Annotated in this window: 12 protein-coding genes and 1 pseudogene; all 13 read left to right on the forward strand. The window is 71.9% G+C overall.

The window, feature by feature from the left end:
• A pseudogene (locus ASG04_RS17900) lies at window positions 1-742 on the forward strand (F0F1 ATP synthase subunit beta); the annotation flags it as partial.
• A 1-nt stretch (window position 743) separates the two neighbouring features.
• Complete coding sequence (locus ASG04_RS10965) at window positions 744-1,007, forward strand: F0F1 ATP synthase subunit epsilon (RefSeq protein WP_056124084.1); 264 nt, start codon at window positions 744-746, stop codon at window positions 1,005-1,007.
• Between the two features lie 5 nt (window positions 1,008-1,012).
• Window positions 1,013-1,774: a YaaA family protein gene (locus ASG04_RS10970; protein ID WP_056124087.1), complete on the forward strand. Its 762-nt coding sequence runs from the start codon at window positions 1,013-1,015 to the stop codon at window positions 1,772-1,774.
• A gap of 92 nt (window positions 1,775-1,866) precedes the next feature.
• The gene (locus tag ASG04_RS10975; protein WP_056124090.1) at window positions 1,867-2,421 is read left to right on the forward strand and encodes a DUF4192 family protein; all 555 of its coding nucleotides are present in this window, start codon (window positions 1,867-1,869) and stop codon (window positions 2,419-2,421) included.
• A 55-nt stretch (window positions 2,422-2,476) separates the two neighbouring features.
• Entirely contained in the window at window positions 2,477-3,085 is a 609-nt protein-coding gene (locus ASG04_RS10980) for an FHA domain-containing protein (RefSeq protein ID WP_056124092.1), read from the forward strand.
• Window positions 3,086-3,123: 38 nt separating this feature from the next.
• Window positions 3,124-3,945 (forward strand): PP2C family protein-serine/threonine phosphatase, encoded by an 822-nt coding sequence (locus ASG04_RS10985; RefSeq protein WP_056124095.1) that lies wholly within the window; start codon window positions 3,124-3,126, stop codon window positions 3,943-3,945.
• Between the two features lie 131 nt (window positions 3,946-4,076).
• The gene (locus ASG04_RS10990; RefSeq protein ID WP_056124098.1) at window positions 4,077-5,489 is read left to right on the forward strand and encodes a serine/threonine-protein kinase; all 1,413 of its coding nucleotides are present in this window, start codon (window positions 4,077-4,079) and stop codon (window positions 5,487-5,489) included.
• Window positions 5,486-11,287 carry an Ig-like domain-containing protein gene (locus tag ASG04_RS10995; protein WP_056124101.1) on the forward strand — a complete coding sequence of 1,934 codons (5,802 nt, stop codon included), beginning with the start codon at window positions 5,486-5,488 and terminating at the stop codon, window positions 11,285-11,287. The genes ASG04_RS10990 and ASG04_RS10995 overlap by 4 nt, the downstream gene beginning before the upstream one ends.
• 22 nt (window positions 11,288-11,309) lie before the next feature.
• Entirely contained in the window at window positions 11,310-12,281 is a 972-nt protein-coding gene (locus ASG04_RS11000) for an AAA family ATPase (RefSeq protein WP_056124103.1), read from the forward strand.
• Window positions 12,278-13,690 carry a DUF58 domain-containing protein gene (locus ASG04_RS11005; RefSeq protein ID WP_082518048.1) on the forward strand — a complete coding sequence of 471 codons (1,413 nt, stop codon included), beginning with the start codon at window positions 12,278-12,280 and terminating at the stop codon, window positions 13,688-13,690. The genes ASG04_RS11000 and ASG04_RS11005 overlap by 4 nt, the downstream gene beginning before the upstream one ends.
• A complete protein-coding gene (locus ASG04_RS11010) occupies window positions 13,687-16,191 on the forward strand; it encodes a transglutaminase domain-containing protein (RefSeq protein ID WP_056124105.1) in 2,505 nt (834 codons plus the stop codon). Before ASG04_RS11005 ends, ASG04_RS11010 begins: the two co-directional genes overlap by 4 nt.
• 68 nt (window positions 16,192-16,259) lie before the next feature.
• Complete coding sequence (locus tag ASG04_RS11015) at window positions 16,260-18,059, forward strand: hypothetical protein (protein ID WP_156463640.1); 1,800 nt, start codon at window positions 16,260-16,262, stop codon at window positions 18,057-18,059.
• 90 nt (window positions 18,060-18,149) lie between these two features.
• Window positions 18,150-18,869 carry a hypothetical protein gene (locus ASG04_RS11020; protein ID WP_056124113.1) on the forward strand — a complete coding sequence of 240 codons (720 nt, stop codon included), beginning with the start codon at window positions 18,150-18,152 and terminating at the stop codon, window positions 18,867-18,869.
• Window positions 18,870-18,933 lie beyond the last annotated feature (64 nt).

Genomic DNA, 18,933 nt, shown 5'->3' on the forward strand with positions numbered 1-18,933 from the left:
CGCCCTGTCGGCGCTGACGATGGCGGAGTACTTCCGCGACGTCCAGAAGCAGGACGTGCTCCTCTTCATCGACAACATCTTCCGCTTCACGCAGGCCGGCTCCGAGGTCTCCACGCTGCTCGGTCGCATGCCGTCCGCGGTGGGCTACCAGCCGAACCTCGCCGACGAGATGGGTGTGCTCCAGGAGCGCATCACCTCGACGCGTGGTCACTCGATCACGTCGCTGCAGGCGATCTACGTGCCGGCCGACGACTACACCGACCCGGCGCCGGCGACCACGTTCGCGCACCTCGACGCGACGACCGAGCTCTCGCGTGAGATCGCGTCGCAGGGTCTGTACCCGGCCATCGACCCGCTGACCTCGACGTCGCGGATCATGGACCCCCGCTACCTGGGTGCCGACCACTACGAGACGGCCACGCGCGTCAAGCAGATCCTCCAGAAGAACAAGGAACTGCAGGAGATCATCGCCATCCTCGGTGTCGACGAGCTCTCCGAAGAGGACAAGATCACGGTGGAGCGCGCGCGTCGCATCCAGCAGTTCCTCTCGCAGAACACGTACATGGCGAAGAAGTTCACGGGCGTCGAGGGCTCCACGGTGCCGCTCAAGGACACCATCGAGTCCTTCCGCGCCATCGCCGACGGCGAGTTCGACCACGTCGCGACGCAGGCGTTCTTCAACGTCGGTGGCATCAACGACGTGGAAGAGAAGTGGTCGCAGATCCAGAAGGAGAACCGCTGACATGGCGGGTCTCACCGTGAGTGTCGTCTCGGCGGACCGCGAGGTCTGGACGGGCGACACCACCATGGTCGTCGCACGCACGACGGAGGGCCAGATCGGCATCCTCGCGGGACACGAGCCGATGCTCGCGATCCTCGCGCAGGGCCAGGTCCGCATCACGCGGGCCGATGGCTCCACCGTCGCGGTCGACGCGGAGGACGGCTTCCTCTCCGTCGAGCACGACACGGTCACGATCGTGGCGCGGCAGGCCGCGCTGGCGTCCTGACCGGACTGACCGTCCTCCTCCCGCCGTCCGAGACGAAGCGGGAGGGCGGGGACATCGGCACCACCCTCGACCTGGGAGTGCTCTCGTTCCCGGAACTGTCCGACGAGCGGGCCGCGGTGATCACCGCGGCCCGCTCCGTCAGTTCCGAGGAGTCCACCGCACGGACGGCGTTGAAGCTCGGCCCGAAGTCGATCGCGGAACGCCACCGCAACCTGTCGCTGGACACTGCACCGACCCTGCCCGCGATCGAGCGGTACACCGGGGTGCTCTACGACCCGCTCGAGGCGGCCACGGCCTCGGTGGCGTCCCGTGCGTGGTGGGCGCGGCACGTCGTGGTGCAGTCCGCCATGTTCGGACCGCTCGGTGGGGGCGACCCGATCCCGGCCTACCGCCTGTCCCACGACTCGCGCCTGGGGTCGCTGCGGCTCGCGTCGCACTGGCCGGCCCCGGCTGCTCGGGCGTTGTCGTCGCGTTCGGACGGCCTCGTCCTCGACCTCAGGTCCGAGGGGTACCGCGCGCTCGGTCCGCTCGACGGGGCCGTGCCCCTCCGGGTGGTCAGCGTCGACGGCAGCGGTCGACGCAAGGCGCTGAACCACTGGAACAAGACGGCGAAGGGACGGCTCGTCGCCCTGTTGGCGCGCACCGGCGCCGAAGTCAGCGGGATGGATGACCTGCTGGCATGGGCGGCCGCGAACGGCGTGGTCATCGACCGCGTCGACGGTGCATGGGAGCTCGTCGCCGAGAGCCTCGCGCCGGCGACGGCCTGACCGAGTCCTGCACAGCGGGCCCGGAGCGTCCGGTCGTCCACAGGTCACGCTGCGCGCCATCCTGGAGGCCCGGTTCGCGCTTCGATTGCCCCATGAACCCAGACGCAGTCCGATCAGCCTCCGACCGGTACGTCCGTCACCCGCGGGAGATCGCCGCTGCGATCACCCTCCCGGCGGCGTGCGCCGCCCTCGTCGCGCCGGGTCCGGCGGCGGTGACGACCGCGACCGCAGCCGCGATCACGACCGCCTGCGGTGCCCTCGCCACCCGCATGGCGCTCGTCCGTGAGCTCGCTGACCCCGCGGTGCCCGACGCCCGCGCGGTGCGACCGTACGACCCGTTCCACGACGGCACCCCGACGGCTCTCCACGGCGTGGGGCCAACCCCGGACCTCGTCCGGGTCCGCACCGCCGGGGACCGCTGCGTCGCCGTCTGGCAGGCATGGAAGCGCCAAGGGTCTCCGCGCGACGAACGCATCGGGGTCGCCGGCGCGCTCGCACTGGCGGCGTGGTGCGCGTGGGCGACCGGCTCCACCGCTCGCGCCGAGGTCCGCGCTCGCTACGCGCTGGAGACGGACCCGCGTGACCCGCTCGCCGGCCTCGTGCTCCGTTCCGTGCTCGCCGGCGCCGCCCCGGCGTGGCGGGGGTGACGCGCGGTGCACGGCATCGTCTACGCTCGTCGGGACATCGGGGAAGGGGCACGGCGTGCACGACGACGACACCGAGGACACCGTCATCCGGCCCCGGTCGCTCCCGCCGCATGCCCGTGGGCTGTCGGACCCGTTCGGCGACACCGTCATCCGACGTGCTGCGACGTCCGAGCCGCAGCCCTCGTCGGGGCCGTCCGGCGAACCGGACGCGTCGCCGGTCCTCCCAGCGGTCCCGTCCCACGGCGGATCGACACAGGTCCGCGACCGGGTGCCGTCGATCCGGGTGGGGGAGCGACGTCTCCGCCTGGACCGCCCCGTCGTGATCGGCCGTCGGCCGGCGCTCCCACGCATCGTCAGCGGACCGGAGCCCGTCCTCGTGACGGTCCCCTCGCCGCTCGGTCAGGTCTCCTCGTCGCACCTGCAGGTCCACGCCGAGGGCGACGTCGCCGTGGTCCAGGACCTCCGCTCGACCAACGGCACGGTGGTCAGACCCGCGGGTGCCCCGCCGTACCGGATGCCAGCAGGTGCGTCGATCGTCGCGCTGACGGGTACGGTAGTCGAGATCGGGGATGGCATCGCCATCGAGATCCTCTCGCCACACCTCCGAGCGACACCGTCTGCGGACGGCTTCCCACCGACCCTCGCATCCCCCCGACGCAGTTGACCGGCACGCCCCGAACCCCCAGAGAGCGATCCTGACACGTGACCGAACTCGGCCGAGCCGCCGCCGCACACGCCATCGACGTCCCCGGAGCAGGCGGTGCCATGCTCACGCTGTCGTGGGGTGCCGCGACCGACATCGGCCGCCGTCGGGACCACAACGAGGACAGCTACATCGTCGAGGCGCCGTTCTTCGTCGTCGCGGACGGCATGGGCGGCCACCTCGCCGGCGACCGCGCCAGTGACGCGGTCGTCCGTCGGCTCGGAGACGCGGTCGACGGTCCCTTCGGGTCGCGCCAGTCCATCCAGCACGCGCTCCTGTTGGCGACGGCGGACATCGAGCGCGCAGCCGGTGGCAACGCGATCGGCGCGGGCACGACCGTCACGGGGCTGGCCCTGGTGGCGACCGAGGGGCAGCCTGCCGCGCTCGTGTTCAACGTGGGGGACTCCCGCACCTACCGCATCGAGAACGGCGCCCTCCGCCGGATCACCGTCGACCACTCGGTCGTCCAGGAGATGGTCGACGCCGGTGTCCTGCGTGCCGAGGACGCCGAGGCGCACCCTGACAGCAACGTGATCACCCGGGCCGTGGGCTTCGGCGAGCCGCCGGAGCCCGATTGGTGGACCCTGCCGCTCCGCACCGGCGACCGCTACATCATCTGCTCGGACGGGCTCACCAAGGAGATCGGTGACGCCGGGATCAGCCGGATCGCCGCCAAGGTCACCGATCCGCAGGAACTCGCCGAACGCCTCGTCGGCGACGCACTCGTCGCGGGTGGCCGCGACAACGTCACCGTGGTCGTCCTGCAGGTCGAGGGTGCACCCGACGACACCGACCTCGAGGACACGCTTCCTCGACACTGACCAGGGCCCCCGAACTGGGGGACCGCGGGGGCGTTGCCTGCGTGTGCGCACGGAGTCGCGCCGAGTGCGGCTCCGTAGACTGGGATGCCGCGACGAACGACTGGCCATGCCGGCCGGGGAGGAAGGGCACCATGGCGCGACGCCTGCCGTCCACGCCTCCGGTCATCGCCGGCTTCAGCCCCGTCCACGTGCTCGGTTCCGGTGGCTTCGCCGACGTCTTCCTCTACGAACAGGACATGCCGCGGCGTCAGGTCGCGGTGAAGGTCCTGCTCGACGAGGTCGTCGACGACCGCGTGCGGCAGATGTTCCAGGCCGAGGCGAACCTGATGGCGCGGCTCAGCACGCATCCGTCGATCCTCACGGTGTTCCAGGCCAGCGTCGCGTCGGACGGCCGACCGTACCTGGTCATGGAGCTCTGCTCGTCCTCCCTCAGCGAGCGGTACCGTCGTGCGCCCGTGCCCGTGTCCGAGGTGCTGTCAATCGGCATCCGCATCGGGTCGGCGCTCGAGACGGCGCACCGCGAGGGTGTGCTGCACCGGGACGTCAAGCCCTCGAACATCCTGCTCACGGCGTACGGCAACCCGGTGCTGTCCGACTTCGGCATCGCGGCCACCATCGGCGGCGCGGACCCCGACGAGCCCATCGGCATGTCGATCCCGTGGTCGGCGCCCGAGGTCCTGATCGACGAGTCCCGCGGTTCGGTCCAGTCCGAGGTGTACTCGCTCGCCGCCACCGTCTTCTCGCTCGTCGCCGGCCGCAGTCCCTTCGAGGTGCCCGGCGGCAAGAACGGCGCATCCGACCTGATGGGCCGGATCGACCGGGGTGGCGTGAAGCCCACCGGACGGACCGACGTCCCGCCGTCGCTGGAGCGGCTGCTCGCGACGGCGATGTCGCGCCGCGTCCAGCAGCGACCGGCCACGGTCATGGAACTGGTGCGCGGGTTCCAGCAGGTGCAGGCCGAGCTCGGCCTGCCGCAGACACCGGCCGACGTCGCGGTTGAGGCCTGGGCCGTCGCGATGCCCTCGCCCGACGGTGACCGCACGATGGTGCGCGACCTGCAGCCACCGTCGCGGGTCGGACGTCGGCGCCGCGCACGGCGTCCCGTCCAGGGCGGGGTCGCGGCCACGGGGTCCCGCAGCGTCGGCACCGTGCACCGGACCGGCTCGATGACACAGAACCGGCGCCGCTCCCGACGCACCGTCGTGTGGGTGTCCAGCGTCGCGGCCGTCGTGGTGGCCGCCCTCGCGGTGACGACGGTCCTCGCGGTGTCCCGGTCGGGCACCGGCGCGATCCCGACGGTCTCCGACGTGCGTGCGTCCTCGTCGACCGGGTCGATCACCTTCCGCTGGTCCGACCCCGGGCTCGAGTCGGGCGACACGTACGTCATCTCGTCGAACGGCGCTTCCAGTCAGCAGTCGGGCACGACCTTCGTCGTGTCCGGAGCCGCCGGCGACGAGGAGTGCATCTCCGTCGCCGTCAACCGTGACGGCAAGACCGGGGCCGCGAGTGCACAGCGCTGCGCGACCGTCGGGAGCGGCTCGTGATCAGGCGGCTGATCGCGCGGCACCGGTCCGCCGCCGTGACCGTCGGCGCGTCGGTGGTCGTCGCGGCCCTGGTCGCGGGTGCCGCCGTCGTGTCGAGCGGCTACCACACCCAGCGCATCGACCTCGGCGACGGCACCGTGTGGGTGCCGTCGGCGCAGTACGGAGCCGTGGGACGCGCGAACACCCAGGTCCTGCAGCTCAACACCGCGGTCGAGGCATCGACGGACTCCCTCTCGGTGCTCCAGCGCGGCTCGGTGGTCTACAGCGTCGACGAGACCAAGGGCACCGTCGCCAAGGTCGACGTGGCGGACGCGACCGTGGGTGACGCCGTCACCCTGCCGTCCGGGTCCCCGCAGGTCTTCCTCGCCGGCAGCACCGCGGTCATCGGCAACCAGGACACCGGCGAGCTCTGGTCGACGCCGGCCAACCGCCTCGACGAGTTCGACGCGTCGACCAAGGCCGACCTGACCCTCGGCGCCGACGCCGTGTTCGACGCCTCGGACGACCACGTCGCCGTCTACTCGCCCCGCACGGGCACGGCGTCCCTGGTCCAGCTCGGGACGACGCTGTCGGTCGCGCAGAAGTGGTCGGTGCGCATGGACCGGACCGACGACTTCCAGGTGGCGAGTGTCGGGACCCACGTGGCAGTCCTCGACCGAACCAACGGCAGGCTCTCGATCGACGGCAGCACCGTCGACCTCGGGGACCGCGTGGGGGCGTCGCCAGCACTCCAGCGCTCCGCTGCCACCGGCGACGCGGTGGTCGTCGCGGGCGCGGCCGGAACCGTGCGCGTGACCCCCTCGGGGTCGGTGACCTCGACCGCGCTGGCCGTGTCCGGTCGCGCCGCTCGACCGTACGTCACCGGGTCCTGCACCTACGCCGCGTGGAGCGGCGGACAGGCCGTCGACACGTGTGACGGCCGTGCCGTGCAGCAGCTCGACCGTGTGCCGGGGGACGCTGCGCTGGCGATCGTGCACAACGGGGACACGGTCGTCGCGAACGACCCCGCCACGGGCCGGTCGTGGGCGATCGCCCGCAGCGGCCAGCTCATCGACAACTGGTCCGACCTGGTCAAGCGGGACGACGACCAGCAGCAGGAACAGGTGTCCGACGACGACCCGCAGGTCGAGAAGGACCAGAAGCCGCCGGTGGCGGTCGACGACGACCTGGGCGCGCGTCCCGGACGCACCACGAGCCTCCCGGTCCTGCTCAACGACTACGACCCCAACGGTGACCCGATCGTCATCACCGAGGTCGGTGACGTGGACAGCGCCGACGGCTCGGTCGCGATCGTCGACGACGGACAGCGACTCCAGATCAGCCTCGCCGAGGGTGCCAGCGGCACCGTCGTGTTCCCCTACACGATCACCGACGGCAACGGTGGCTCCGCCAGCGCGACCGTCCGCGTGTCGGTGCGTCCCGCGTCGCAGAACGACGCACCGCGTCAGGTCCGGGACACCAGCGCTGACGTGGTGCGCAACGGGCACGTCTCCAGCAACGTCCTCGGCGACTGGGTCGACCCGGACGGCGATCCGGTCTACCTCAAGTCCGCCTCGGCCTCCGACGGCGACCAGGTCTCCACGACGCCCGACGGACTGCTCGACTTCCGGAACACCAGCGGTCGCACCGGCGACCGCAGCGTGCAGGTCGTCGTCAGTGACGGCCGCGCGGACGGTCGTGGCTCGGTGACCGTGCACGTCGCCGCGCAGGGGAGCGTGCCGCTGCGGGCGGACGCCTTCGCGGTGCAGGGCTACGCCGGCAGGACCTTCTCCGTCGACCCCCTCGAGCACGTCCGGGGCGGGAACGGCACGGTCACGCTGACCAGTGTCTCCTCGGCCACCGGCGTGACGATCACGCCGAGCTACGACGCGGGCACGTTCCGCGTCGACAGCTCCGCCCTGGGGGACCACCAGCTCGAGTACACCGTGACGGACGGCACCAAGACGGCCAGCGGTGTCGTGCGCATCACGGTCCTGCGCCCGCCCGACGCCTCGACGGCTCCGATCACCACCCCGAAGACCGTGTTCGTCACGACACTGTCGACGAAGGACACCGACGTCACCGCGACGGACATCGACCCGGCCGGCGGTGTGCTGCTCGTGACCGCGCTCGGCGGACCCGACCGTGGCTCCGGGGTGCAGGCGAGCATCCTCGACCAGCACACCGTGCGCACCACGCTGACCGCGCCGCTCGACGGCCCCGTGACGTTCAGCTACACCGAGACGAACGGGCTCGCGTCCTCGACGGGGACCATCACCGTCGTCGAGATCCCGAAGCCCGACCGGATCCAGCCGCCGGTCGCACAGCCGGACTCCGCCACGGTCCGTGTCGGTGACGTGGCCGACATCGACGTGCTCGCGAACGACACGCAGCCCGAGGGCGAACCGCTCACGCTCGAGCCGGACCTGGTGCAGAACGTGCCGGGCGACGGCGGCCTGCTCTTCGTCTCCGGTGACCACCTGCGCTACCTCGCCCCGAAGACGCCGGGCAACTACACCGCCGTCTACCGGGTCGCCGGCCCCGACGGGCAGTCCGCCGACGCTGCCGTGTCGATCTCCGTCCGGGAGGCCGACAGTGCCACGAACAACCCGCCGGTGCCGCAGACCGTGACCGCCCGTGTCGTCGCCGGCCAGGCCGTGCGCATCTCGGTGCCGCTCAACGGGATCGACCCCGACGGTGACTCGGTGCAGCTCGTCGGTGTCGCGTCGAACCCCGACAAGGGCTCGGTGAGCGACGTCGGGTCGTCCTCGCTCACCTACGACGCCGGTGACTACTCCGCCGGCACCGACGAGTTCACCTACACGGTCGTCGATGCCCTCGGCGCCCGGGCCACCGGCACGATCCGGATCGGGATCGCGCCGCGTGCAGAACAAGCGTCGAACCCGATCGCCGAGGCCGACCACGTCACCATCCGTCCGGGTGGGTCAGTCACGGTGCGGGTCCTGCAGAACGACTCCGATCCCGAGGGCGGGCAGCTCACCGTCTCCAAGGCCGAGCCCACGGCACAGGACGTCAGAGCGAAGGTGCTGCGCGGGCAGCAGATCCGTGTGACGCCGCCGAAGGACGCGACCAGCGGGGACTTCGCGGTGCTGTACACGGCGTCGAACGAGAACGGTGGGGCGAGCACGGCGTTCCTCACGGTGACGATCGACAAGGACGCCCGACCGCTCCGACCCGAGGTGGACGACACCACCCTCGACCTGCAGGACATCCTGCACCGACAGACCGTCACGGTCGACGTGTTGCGGAACGTCTTCTTCGCCGAGGGGGCGACGTCCCAGCTGCGCGTCGGAGTGGTCGACGGCTACGGCGACGACGCCCGCGTCACCACCGACGGTCGGGTCGTCGTGACGCTGACGGACCAGTCGCAGGTGATCCCGTTCTCGGTCGCACGCCAGGACCACCCGGACATCGTGTCCTACGGCTTCATCCACGTCCCCGGTTTCGACGACGCCCTCCCGCAGGTCAACCGTTCCGCCGGTGCCATCACCGTCACGAGCGAGGCCACCGTGCGGATCCCGCTCTCGAAGTACGTGGTCACCGCCAACGGCCGGACCGCCGAGGTCACCGACGCCGGCTCCGTCAAGGCCACGCACGCCAACGGCGACGACCTGACCGCCGACCGGTCCACGCTCCAGTTCACCTCCGCGAAGCTCTACTACGGCAACGCGTCGATCTCGTTCGAGGTGACGGACGGCTCCGACGCCAACGGTGGCAAGGGCCGTGTCGCGACGCTCGTCCTGCCGATCAAGGTGGAGCCACGGTCGAACCAGCCCCCGGCCTTCACCGGATCGTCGATCGAGATGCAGCCCGGTGACTCCCGCACGATCGACCTGGCCCGGTTGACGGACTACCCCTACCCGAAGGACCTGCCGGAGCTCACGTACTCCGTCGTCAGCCAGCCGGCCGCGGGGACCACCGCGACGATCTCCGGGCAGCGCCTGACGATCTCGGTCGCCGACACCGCGCAGAAGAACACCACCGCGACGATCGGCATCGGTGTGGCGGACGCCACGAACGCCGGCCGCTCGGGTCTCGTGTCGGTCGGCATCGTCGCCTCGAACCGCCCACTCGTCCAACCGGGGGCCGACAGCGCGGTCGCGCAGCGCGGGCAGTCGACGACGATCGACGTGCTCGCCAACGACCAGCCGACGAACCCGTTCCCGAACGAACGACTGCGGGTCGTCAACATCCGCGGGCTGGCCGGCGGGCTGCCCTCGGGAGTCACCATCACCCCGAGCGCAGACCGGTCACGGCTGCAGGTCTCGGTGTCCGACTCGGCCAAGCCCGTCAACACCAACCTGCAGTACCAGATCGCCGACGCGACGAACGACCCGGACCGGTACGTCTGGGGCGACGTGACGATCTCGGTGCAGGACGTGCCGGACGCCCCCGGCGCACCGACCCGCACGGGCTCGTACGACGGCGGTCAGGTCACGCTGTCGTGGTCCTCGCCGCAGGCCAACAACTCGGCAATCACCGGGTACCGCGTCACCGGGACCAACGGCATCGCGAAGGACTGCGGACTGGCGACGGTCTGCACCCTGACGGGCCTTGACCCGAAGGCGACGTACCGCTTCACCGTCGTGGCCGTGAACGCGATCGGGCAGTCCGCCGCCTCGCAGCAGTCCGCCGCGATGAGCGCCGACTACGTGCCGGCACCCCCGAAGGGCATCACGGTCGCAGCCGACCGGTCCACGCCGAACCAGCTCGACGTCTCGTGGAACCCGGTCGCCACGCCGAACAACGGCACCCCGGTGTCGAACTACGTCGTCAGCATCGAGGGCCCGGGGCTGTCGACCACGCGGAACACCGGCACGGCGACGGACGCGACGTTCCAGGGCGCCCAGAGCGCTGCGCAGTACACCGTGACCGTCTCCGCGCGGAACAGTGCGGATCGGGACAACACCGTGGTGCAGTGGAACTCGGCCCAGGGGAGCGGGACGGCCGTCGGGTCGCCTGCGAAGCCAGCGTTGTCGGCAACGGGCAACCCGCAGGCAGGGCAGACGGCCGTGAGCTTGACCGCTTCGGAGTCCGACTGGGCGGGCGGCGGTACCTCGATGCGCATCGTCAAGTACCGTTCCGACGCCGCAATCCCGACGGGATGCTCGACCTCGGGTTCGGAATACGTGTGGAACGCGACCACGGCGACGGACCAGATCTCGAGTCAGTACCGCTACGTGGCACTCGCGGACAACGGCCTGTTCTGCTCTGCCTCCGATGTCGCAAACGTGCAGGGATACCAGACGCCCGATGCGCCGACAGGCACCGTGTCGGTACCGACGGATGGTCTGCCCAAACAGGACTACGGCATCGCCCTCACTGCCTCGGGCCGCGGCGACTACCTGTACTACTCGGTCAACGGAGGGCCCAGGGTCCTCTTCGACGGGTCCGCCGACCTCGGGGCTGGTGCCGGATTCGGCGTCCCGACGAACGTCGTGCTCACGACCTGTGCGACTGCGGACGACTACTGCGCCTCGACGACGCTCTCCGGAGCAACGGCGTTCACCACGCGAGCGTCGATCGCCGGTGCTGTCGAGGGCCAGAGGCCGGTGATCAACGCTCCGAACAACGGCAACCCAGCGTTCGCCCCCAGCGACTACGGCATTGTCTACTGCTCACCCGGGCTCCTCGGCGTCATCAGCTGCACGGATCAGAAACCGGACAACGGCGGAGCGTACGGCACGTCGGATCCCGTGCCAGTCGGAGCGGTGGAGATCCGCGTGAGCGCTACCGTCGACGGACACACTGACCCCGGGTACGCCAGCCACGACGTCACGTCGGCCGACGGCAACTAACCGAACGAGGAGAACTCCCCGCATGAGCATGTCCCCCGAGCAGGCCACCTGGTTCGCCGACGTCGCCGGCCGCATCGTGACCAACGTCGAGCAGGTGCTCCTCGGGAAGACGTTCGTCATCCGGCTCGCGGTGACGGCGATGCTCAGCGAGGGGCACCTGCTCCTCGAGGACGTCCCCGGCACCGGCAAGACGAGCATGGCGCGGGCGCTCGCACAGAGCGTGCAGGGCTCGACGAACCGCATCCAGTTCACACCGGACCTGCTCCCCGGCGACATCACCGGCATCAGCGTCTACGACCAGCGCAACCAGGAGTTCGAGTTCCACCGGGGCCCCGTCTTCGCGAACATCGTGCTCGCCGACGAGATCAACCGCGCCAGCCCGAAGACCCAGTCCGCCCTGCTCGAGGCGATGGAGGAATCCGCGATCACCGTCGACGGGATCACCCACCGCCTGGCCGCGCCGTTCATGGTCATCGCCACGCAGAACCCCATCGAGCAGGCGGGGACCTACCGACTCCCCGAGGCCCAGCTCGACCGCTTCCTGATGAAGGCGTCGATCGGGTACCCGGACCACGCGGCGACGGTGAAGATCCTCGAGACCTCGTCCGCACCGTCGTCGTCGGTCCCGCTCGCGAGCGTCGTTCCCGCCGCCACCATCACCGAGATGGCGGCCCTGGCTCGTACCGTGCACGTCGACGCCACGATCGCGGACTACGTGGCGCGGCTGGTCGACGCGACCCGCGCGGCGAGCGAGGTCCGCCTCGGCGTCAGCGTGCGAGGCGCGATGGGCCTGATGCGGGCGAGCCGGGTCTTCGCCGCGCTGAGCGGACGGCACTACGTCACGCCCGACGACGTCAAGGCCCTCGCCGAACCGGTCCTGGCGCACCGCATGGTGCTGGACGCTGAGGCGGAGTTCGACGGCGTCAGCACCTCGAGCGTCGTCTCCCAGCTCCTGGTCGAGACCCCGCCGCCCGCCGACCGGGTCACGTCGTGACCGACCGGCGACCGGTCTCCACGCGCTCGCGTCGTCCCTCCTCGACGCGGTCGCGTCGAGCGGGCACGGCCCACGAGCGCACGGGTACGGTCGCCGGTCTCACGAACGTCCGGACGCGGATCGTCGGCGACCGGGACGGCGTCGCGGCCGACGCGGTCGTCGGTGTCGTGCGCCTGTGGCGGACCGTCTGGAGGACCGCATCGCGTGCCCGGGACGAGGTCGCGTCCGTGGTCACCGGCCTGGGTTGGACCGTCGCGGCCCTGACGGTCGTCGCGCTGGTCGTCGGGTACCGCTTCGGCCTGCGCGAGGTCGTGGTCGTGGGCTTCGCCGGGGTGCTCCTCGTGGTCGTCGCCGCCGTCGCGCTCATCGGGCACTCCCGACTGGTCATCCGGATGAGCCCGCCCGCCAAGCGCGTCGCGGTGGGGGACGAGGCCGGGGTCACCGTGACCGCCGAGAACCCCACACGGCTGCCGTCGGTCCCCGTCACCGTCGAGGTCCCGGTCGGCGCCGGTCTGGTGGACGTCGCCGTGCCGACGATCGCGCCGCGGGGCACCTTCGAACGCGCCGTCCCGGTCCCGACCTCCCGGCGCGGTGTCCTCGACGTCGGACCGGTCACGGGTGTGCGAGCCGACCCGGTGGGGCTGGTCCGCCGCGAACTCGTGTGGACCGCTCGCGAACAGGTGATCGTGCACCCCAGGACGGTCGCCATCCCGTCGACGAGCACCGGTCTCGTCCGCGACCTCGAAGGTCAGGCCACCACGGACCTGTCACCCGCTGACATCTCGTTCCACGCCATCCGCGAGTACATGCCGGGCGACGATCCCCGCACCGTCCACTGGAAGTCGACGGCGAAGACCGGTGCGCTCATGGTGCGTCAGTTCGAGGACACCCGGCGCTCGCACCTCGTGGTCGCCCTCGGGGTGGCCCGGTCGGAGTTCGCCGACGACGACGAGTTCGAGCTCGCGGTCAGTGCGGCGGCGTCGCTCGGCAGCCGCGCGATCCGTGACGGACGCGAGGTCACGGTCGTCGTCTCCGAGCGCACGCCCGAGTTCGCCAAGCGCGCCGTCTACGCCGTCCACCGCCTGCCGACGGTCACGCCGACGCGGCTGCTCGACGAGTTCGCGTCGGTCGCCCTGGCCGACGCGTGCCTGCCCGTCGCCGAGGTCGCGCGCATCGTGGGCAACGACACCGCCGGCATCTCCGTCGCCTTCCTCGTCGTCGGGTCGACGGTCGGGCTGCCCGCGCTCCGTCTGGCGGCGACCCGCTTCCCGATCGGTGTCGAGGTCGTCGCCGTCATCTGCGAAGCGGAGTCCGTCCCGCGCTTCGTCCGCGTCCCCGGCCTGACGGTCATGACCATCGGCTACCTCGACGACCTCCGCCTGGCACTGCACCGATCGGCAGCCGCATGAGCGCCCCGCCGCTCGCAGAGGCGCGCCCACGACGGGACACCCGTCGGCAGGCCCGTCGCGACGCCCGGCGGGTGTCCCCGACCCGGCTGACTGCAGGAACCCTGGTCGTCTGGCTCCTGCTCGCGCTCGCGAGCGTCGCCTGGTGGCCGGTCTACCGTGACCAGGGGATGGTCGTCGCAGCGCTGACGGCCGTGGTCGCGGGCACCGTGATCGCCCTGCTCGGCGCGGTGTTCCGACTGCCCACTGCGGCCGTCGCCGTCGCGACCATCGCCGCCTTCGTCGTGACGGGCGTCCCGGCCGCAGTGCCCGGAGGTGCGGCGGGGGTACTGCCGACGGGGCAGGGGCTCCTCGAGCTCTTCTCCGGGGTCGCACTCGGCTGGAAGCGGCTCGTGACCATCAGCCTGCCGGTCGGCACCTACGAGGCCCTGCTCGTGCCGTTCTTCGTGACGCTCCTCGTCGCGACCGTGACCGGCATGAGCTGCGCGACCCGGGCCTCCCGTCCGGAGTTCGCGAGCATCCCGGCGCTGGTGCTCTTCGCAGCCGGCGTCGTGGTCGGACCGACGCGACTGGACACGTCCATCGCGGTCGGGGTCGCGTTGACCGGGGTCGCGCTCGTCTGGGCACTGACCGTCCGGCACGCGCGTCGCGCGACCGCGGTGGCACGGACCATCGGTGCACCCGTCGCGGTGCGTCGATCCGTGCTGCGGCCGGCACTCGTGGGCACCGGGACCATCGTCGCGGCCGCCGTCGTCGCGACCGGGCTGGGACTCGTCGCCCCGCCCACCACCGCAAGGACGGTGGCCCGGACCGACGTCGTGAAGCCCTTCGACCCTCGGGACCAGGTGAGCCCGCTGAGCGGGTTCCGCGCCTACGAGGAGTCGACCGCGGCGGACACCACGCAGCTGCGCGTGACCGGTCTGCCGCGCAACGGGTTCGTCCGCATCGCCACGCTCGACACCTACGACGGCGTCACCTACCGGGTGGGCGGGTCCGACGGGGCGTCGCCCTCCGGCACCTTCGAGCGCGTGCCGACCGCGGTGGAGGTCCGCGGTGTGCGCGGGAGCACGGTCGACGTCGGTGTGACCGTCGACGGGTACAGCGGCGTGTGGCTGCCGACGGTCGGTGACCTCGAACAGGTCGCGTTCCGTGGCCCCGATGCAGAACGGCACCGCAGCGCGTTCTTCTACAACGCCGCGACGCACACCGGAGCCGTCGTCGGCGGTGTGCGGGACGGCACCCGGTACGACCTGCGGGCCGTCGTCCCCGACCAGCCGACCGACGAGCAGATGGCGGCCGCCCGACCAGGCGACGCCGTCGTGCCGTCCGCCACGAACGTGCCCGACGCTGTCCGCGACACCGTCGACTCGACGGCAGCCGATGCGCAGACCGACGGGGCGGAACTCGTGGCCGTCATCCAGGCACTCAAGCGCAACGGGTACGTCAGCCACGGGGTCGGCGACGACCGGGTGAGCCGATCCGGACACGGTGCGGACCGGATCCAGGAGCTGTTGACCTCGCCGCTCATGGTGGGGGACCAGGAGCAGTACGCGGTCGCAGCGTCACTGATGGCCGACGAGATCGGGTTCCCCGCGCGGGTCGTCATGGGGTTCACCGCCGGCGGTGACTCCGGCACGAGTCCGTCTGGTCAGGGAACCGGGGACGGCTCCGGCGGGTCGGGGACCACGACGTTCCGCGGCTCGGACGTCACGGCCCGCATCGAGGTCGACACGGCGCAGTGGGGCTGGGTCATGCTCGACCCGAACCCGGCCGTCCGTGAAATCCCCGACGAACAGCAGCAGACCCCGAAGCCGGTGACGCGACCGGAGACGGTCGTCCCGCCGCCGCCCGCCGAGCAGCAGGACCAGGACCAGCAGGCCCCGCCACAGAGCGACCGCGACACGCCCGACCAGCCGCCGCTCTGGCTGCAGGTCCTGCTCGCCGCACTGCCGTGGATCGTCGGGACCCTCGGGTTCGTGGCGCTCGTGCTCCTGCCGTTCGCCGTCGTCCTCGTGGTCAAGCGGGTCCGCCGTCGCCGCCGTCGACGTGCTGCCACCGCCCGCGGACGCATCATCGGCGCGTGGGACGAGTACCGCGACGCCCTGCTCGACCGGGGGCAGGAGATCCCTGCCGCGGCGACCCGGCGCGAGGTGGCGATCGCGGCCCCCGGTGACGCGGGCACGGGGCTCGCAGCGCTGGCCGACCGCGCCGTCTTCGGGCCGAGCAACGCGGACCAGCATGCCGCAGACCGGATGTGGGACGCGGTCGACTCCGCGATCGGACACCTGCGCTCCGGTCGTACGCGCCGCGAGCGTCTCCGGACGGCGGTCTCCACCCGGTCACTGCGCGCACGACGTCCTCAGGCGACGACCCCGGGGCCGGTCAGCAGCGGCGCCCGCCGCCCCGCCGGGCCCCCCGTCGGGCACGGAGCGGACGGTGACTACGATGTCGGGAGGCTCGCCGAGCGACGCAGCGGGCCGGACGAGGACAGAGGCAACCTGTGATCACATGCGAACACTGCGGATCGGTGCTGCCTGACGGCGCGATCTTCTGCGGTGAGTGCGGTCGTGCCGTGAACACCGCCGCCAACCGTCGTGCCGTCGCTCCCGAGCCCGTCGACCGCGGCACCCCGCCGCCGTTGCAGCAGCCCGACCAGCACGGACGACGCCAGGACCCCGCAACGGAAGCGTGGCTGCCGGAGTCGACGCTGGACCCGGCGACCCGTGCGTGGCTCACCGGCGAGGACCGACGCCGGTCCGGCCCGGTCGAGCCTGTCCCGGTACAGACGCCGGACTCCTTCGCGCCGCGCTCGGCGCCGACGCACGTCCACGGTGCGGGCAGTGGCCTCGGTGCGTGGACCACGGGACCCGCCGAACAGCCTCCCGTCGCCGCCGGGCAGGCGCAGCAGCTGCCCGCGGAGCCGCCGCTCGACCCCGATTCGTTCCCGGCCGAGCCGATCGCGCCCGAGGACGACCCCGAGATCACCCGCTTGGCGCAACGGTCCGGCCCACCGGCCGCCCAGCCGCCGGGACCGTCGCGAGACGACGCAGCGCCGTTCTGGGCTCCTGCGCAGCAGACTCTCGCACCGACCCCGAGCACGCCCTCGTGGTGGATCGGACGAGCCGGCGACGAGACGGCGACGACCGCGTCCGAACCCGACGTGGCTGCCGTTGCCGCATCCGACGCTCCGGTTGCACTCGTACCGCCCGCTGATGACACGGCCGGCGACTCGGCGCGGGCGGACGCCTCGGCGCCGACCGACGACTCGGGTCGGGCGGACGCCGCGACGCAGACCGGTGCGACGGCGCAGGCCGGCGAGCCGGAGGGCCTGGCGAGTCCGGCGGCCGGCCCCCAGCTGGCGAACGAGGCTCCCCGTCCCGGCGACACCGTCGCGGTCGAGCCGCTCGTCGACCGACGCCCGCCCCGTCCGACCCCGCTGGTCCAGCCGGGGACGCACCTCACGACCTGCCACGTCTGCGGACACCAGCTCGAGCCGGACGACATCTTCTGCAACGAGTGCGGGGCGGTCCGCCCGGCCGTGACCGCTGCGTTCACCGGTCCGGTGGTGCCGTTGCCGGTCGCTCGGCCCGACTGGGCTGCGCGCTCGGCCACGGACGAGCTCGACGCGGAGGAGACCGGGGCGGACGAGACCAGCACGGACGAGACCGACGCTGACGAGACCGGCGCGGACGAAACCGGCCGTGGCGAGATCGACGTGGACGAGACCGGCATGGTCGAGTCAGGCCCGGGCGAGTCGAGCGGGGTCGACCAGGACCAGGACCAGGACCACGACCAGGACATGCTCCGTGTCCCTCCGATGCCCGAGTCGCCGACGGCGCCGTCCTCGACACCGGGCGGCGATGACCAGGCCCCGTCCGCCCCGACGTCCGCACCACTGCCCCCGATCCCCGGGGTGACCGGTCCGGTGCTGCCCGTCCCCGGCGCCGCGACCGTCCCCTCGAGCAGCGATGCCGACGAGTCAGCGCAGCTCGACGAGGACGACGAGGACGTCGACGAGACCCGGATCGTCACGAAGACCCCGACGCGTGCACCGTTCGTGCTGCACTGCAGCACCGGTGAGCAGCTCGGTGTCCACGGCACCGGACTCCTCGGCCGGCTGCCGCGACCGCAGCCGGGCGAGCGGTTCGACGACCTCCTGACGATCCACGACCCGGGCAAGTCCGTGTCGAAGACGCACCTCGAGATCGGACGCGACGGGGACGACCTGTGGGTGTCGGACCGGTTCTCCGGCAACGGATCGGTCATCCGGCACATCGACGGTTCGATCCGGCGGTGCGAACCGGGGCGGCGCTACCGGGTGGAACGCGGTGCGCGGGTGGACATCGGCGAGCAGTTCTTCCTCTTGCAGTAGCACTCCTCCACACCAGGATCGGCGCCCGCGGTCATCCACCGCGGGTGCCGATCTCGTTTCCGGGCAGCGCAGGTGCGGTTCGATCGCCGCATGACGATCCCGGTGCTGCGCACGATCCTCGGCCTCCTCGCGGTCCTGCTCGCGTTCGGTCCGTCCCTGGTCGTCGGGGCCGACCAGGTCGCCACTGCCGTGCAGCGTGGCTCGATGGTCGCGTGCGCGGTCGCGCTGGTCGTCGTCACGGTGTCGGTCCGTGCTCCCGCCGACACCGACGTCGCGCCGCCCGTGGCCGTCGTCGATCCGCTGCCCTGGGTCGACCCGCCGGTGGACACGGGCGCGTCGTCGGGTGTCTCCCGAGCGGGCACGGTCCCGGTCGGTCGCGCGGACGACGGTCGGCCGGTCACGCTCGACGCCACCGCCGGCATCGTGGTCATCGGACACGGAGCACTGGCCGTGGCGGTCTTCGCGGCGATGGTCGTGGCACTCGGCCGTTGTGCATCGGAGCAGGACGAGGCACGGACTGTCTGCTCGGACGACGTGCGGCTCCCGGACGACGACCGTGTCCTGCCTGGGGTGGTTCGCCGCGCGGGTTCGGGCCTCGGATCCGGGACCGCCGTGGCGGTGCTGCTCGACGGTCGCGGGCAGCGGATCGCGTCGGTGGTGCTCGTGCCGGATCTCGGGACGGCGCCGCGGCAGGAGGGGCCGACGATCGACGTCACACGGTACGGGTGCACCACACGGTCACGGCCGGGGGCGACGGGCCGACGGGTCGCGCCGGTGCTGCCCGAGCTCGGTCAGCCGGACGAACGATGAGCGGCGACCCGGGGGCCCGGCGACCCGGCGACCCGGCGACCCGGCGATCCGGCGAGCCGGCGAC

The organism is Curtobacterium sp. Leaf183, from assembly GCF_001424385.1.
Classification (GTDB): Bacteria; Actinomycetota; Actinomycetes; order Actinomycetales; family Microbacteriaceae; genus Curtobacterium.

Bases quoted from the DNA above. Each gene is read 5' to 3' on its own strand.
- ASG04_RS10975 (WP_056124090.1), top strand. From the start codon at position 1,867: ATGAACCCAGACGCAGTCCGATCAGCCTCCGACCGGTACGTCCGTCAC.
- ASG04_RS10965 (WP_056124084.1), top strand. From the start codon at position 744: ATGGCGGGTCTCACCGTGAGTGTCGTCTCGGCGGACCGCGAGGTCTGG.
- ASG04_RS11020 (WP_056124113.1), top strand. From the start codon at position 18,150: ATGACGATCCCGGTGCTGCGCACGATCCTCGGCCTCCTCGCGGTCCTG.
- ASG04_RS11000 (WP_056124103.1), top strand. From the start codon at position 11,310: ATGAGCATGTCCCCCGAGCAGGCCACCTGGTTCGCCGACGTCGCCGGC.
- ASG04_RS10990 (WP_056124098.1), top strand. From the start codon at position 4,077: ATGGCGCGACGCCTGCCGTCCACGCCTCCGGTCATCGCCGGCTTCAGC.
- ASG04_RS11010 (WP_056124105.1), top strand. From the start codon at position 13,687: ATGAGCGCCCCGCCGCTCGCAGAGGCGCGCCCACGACGGGACACCCGT.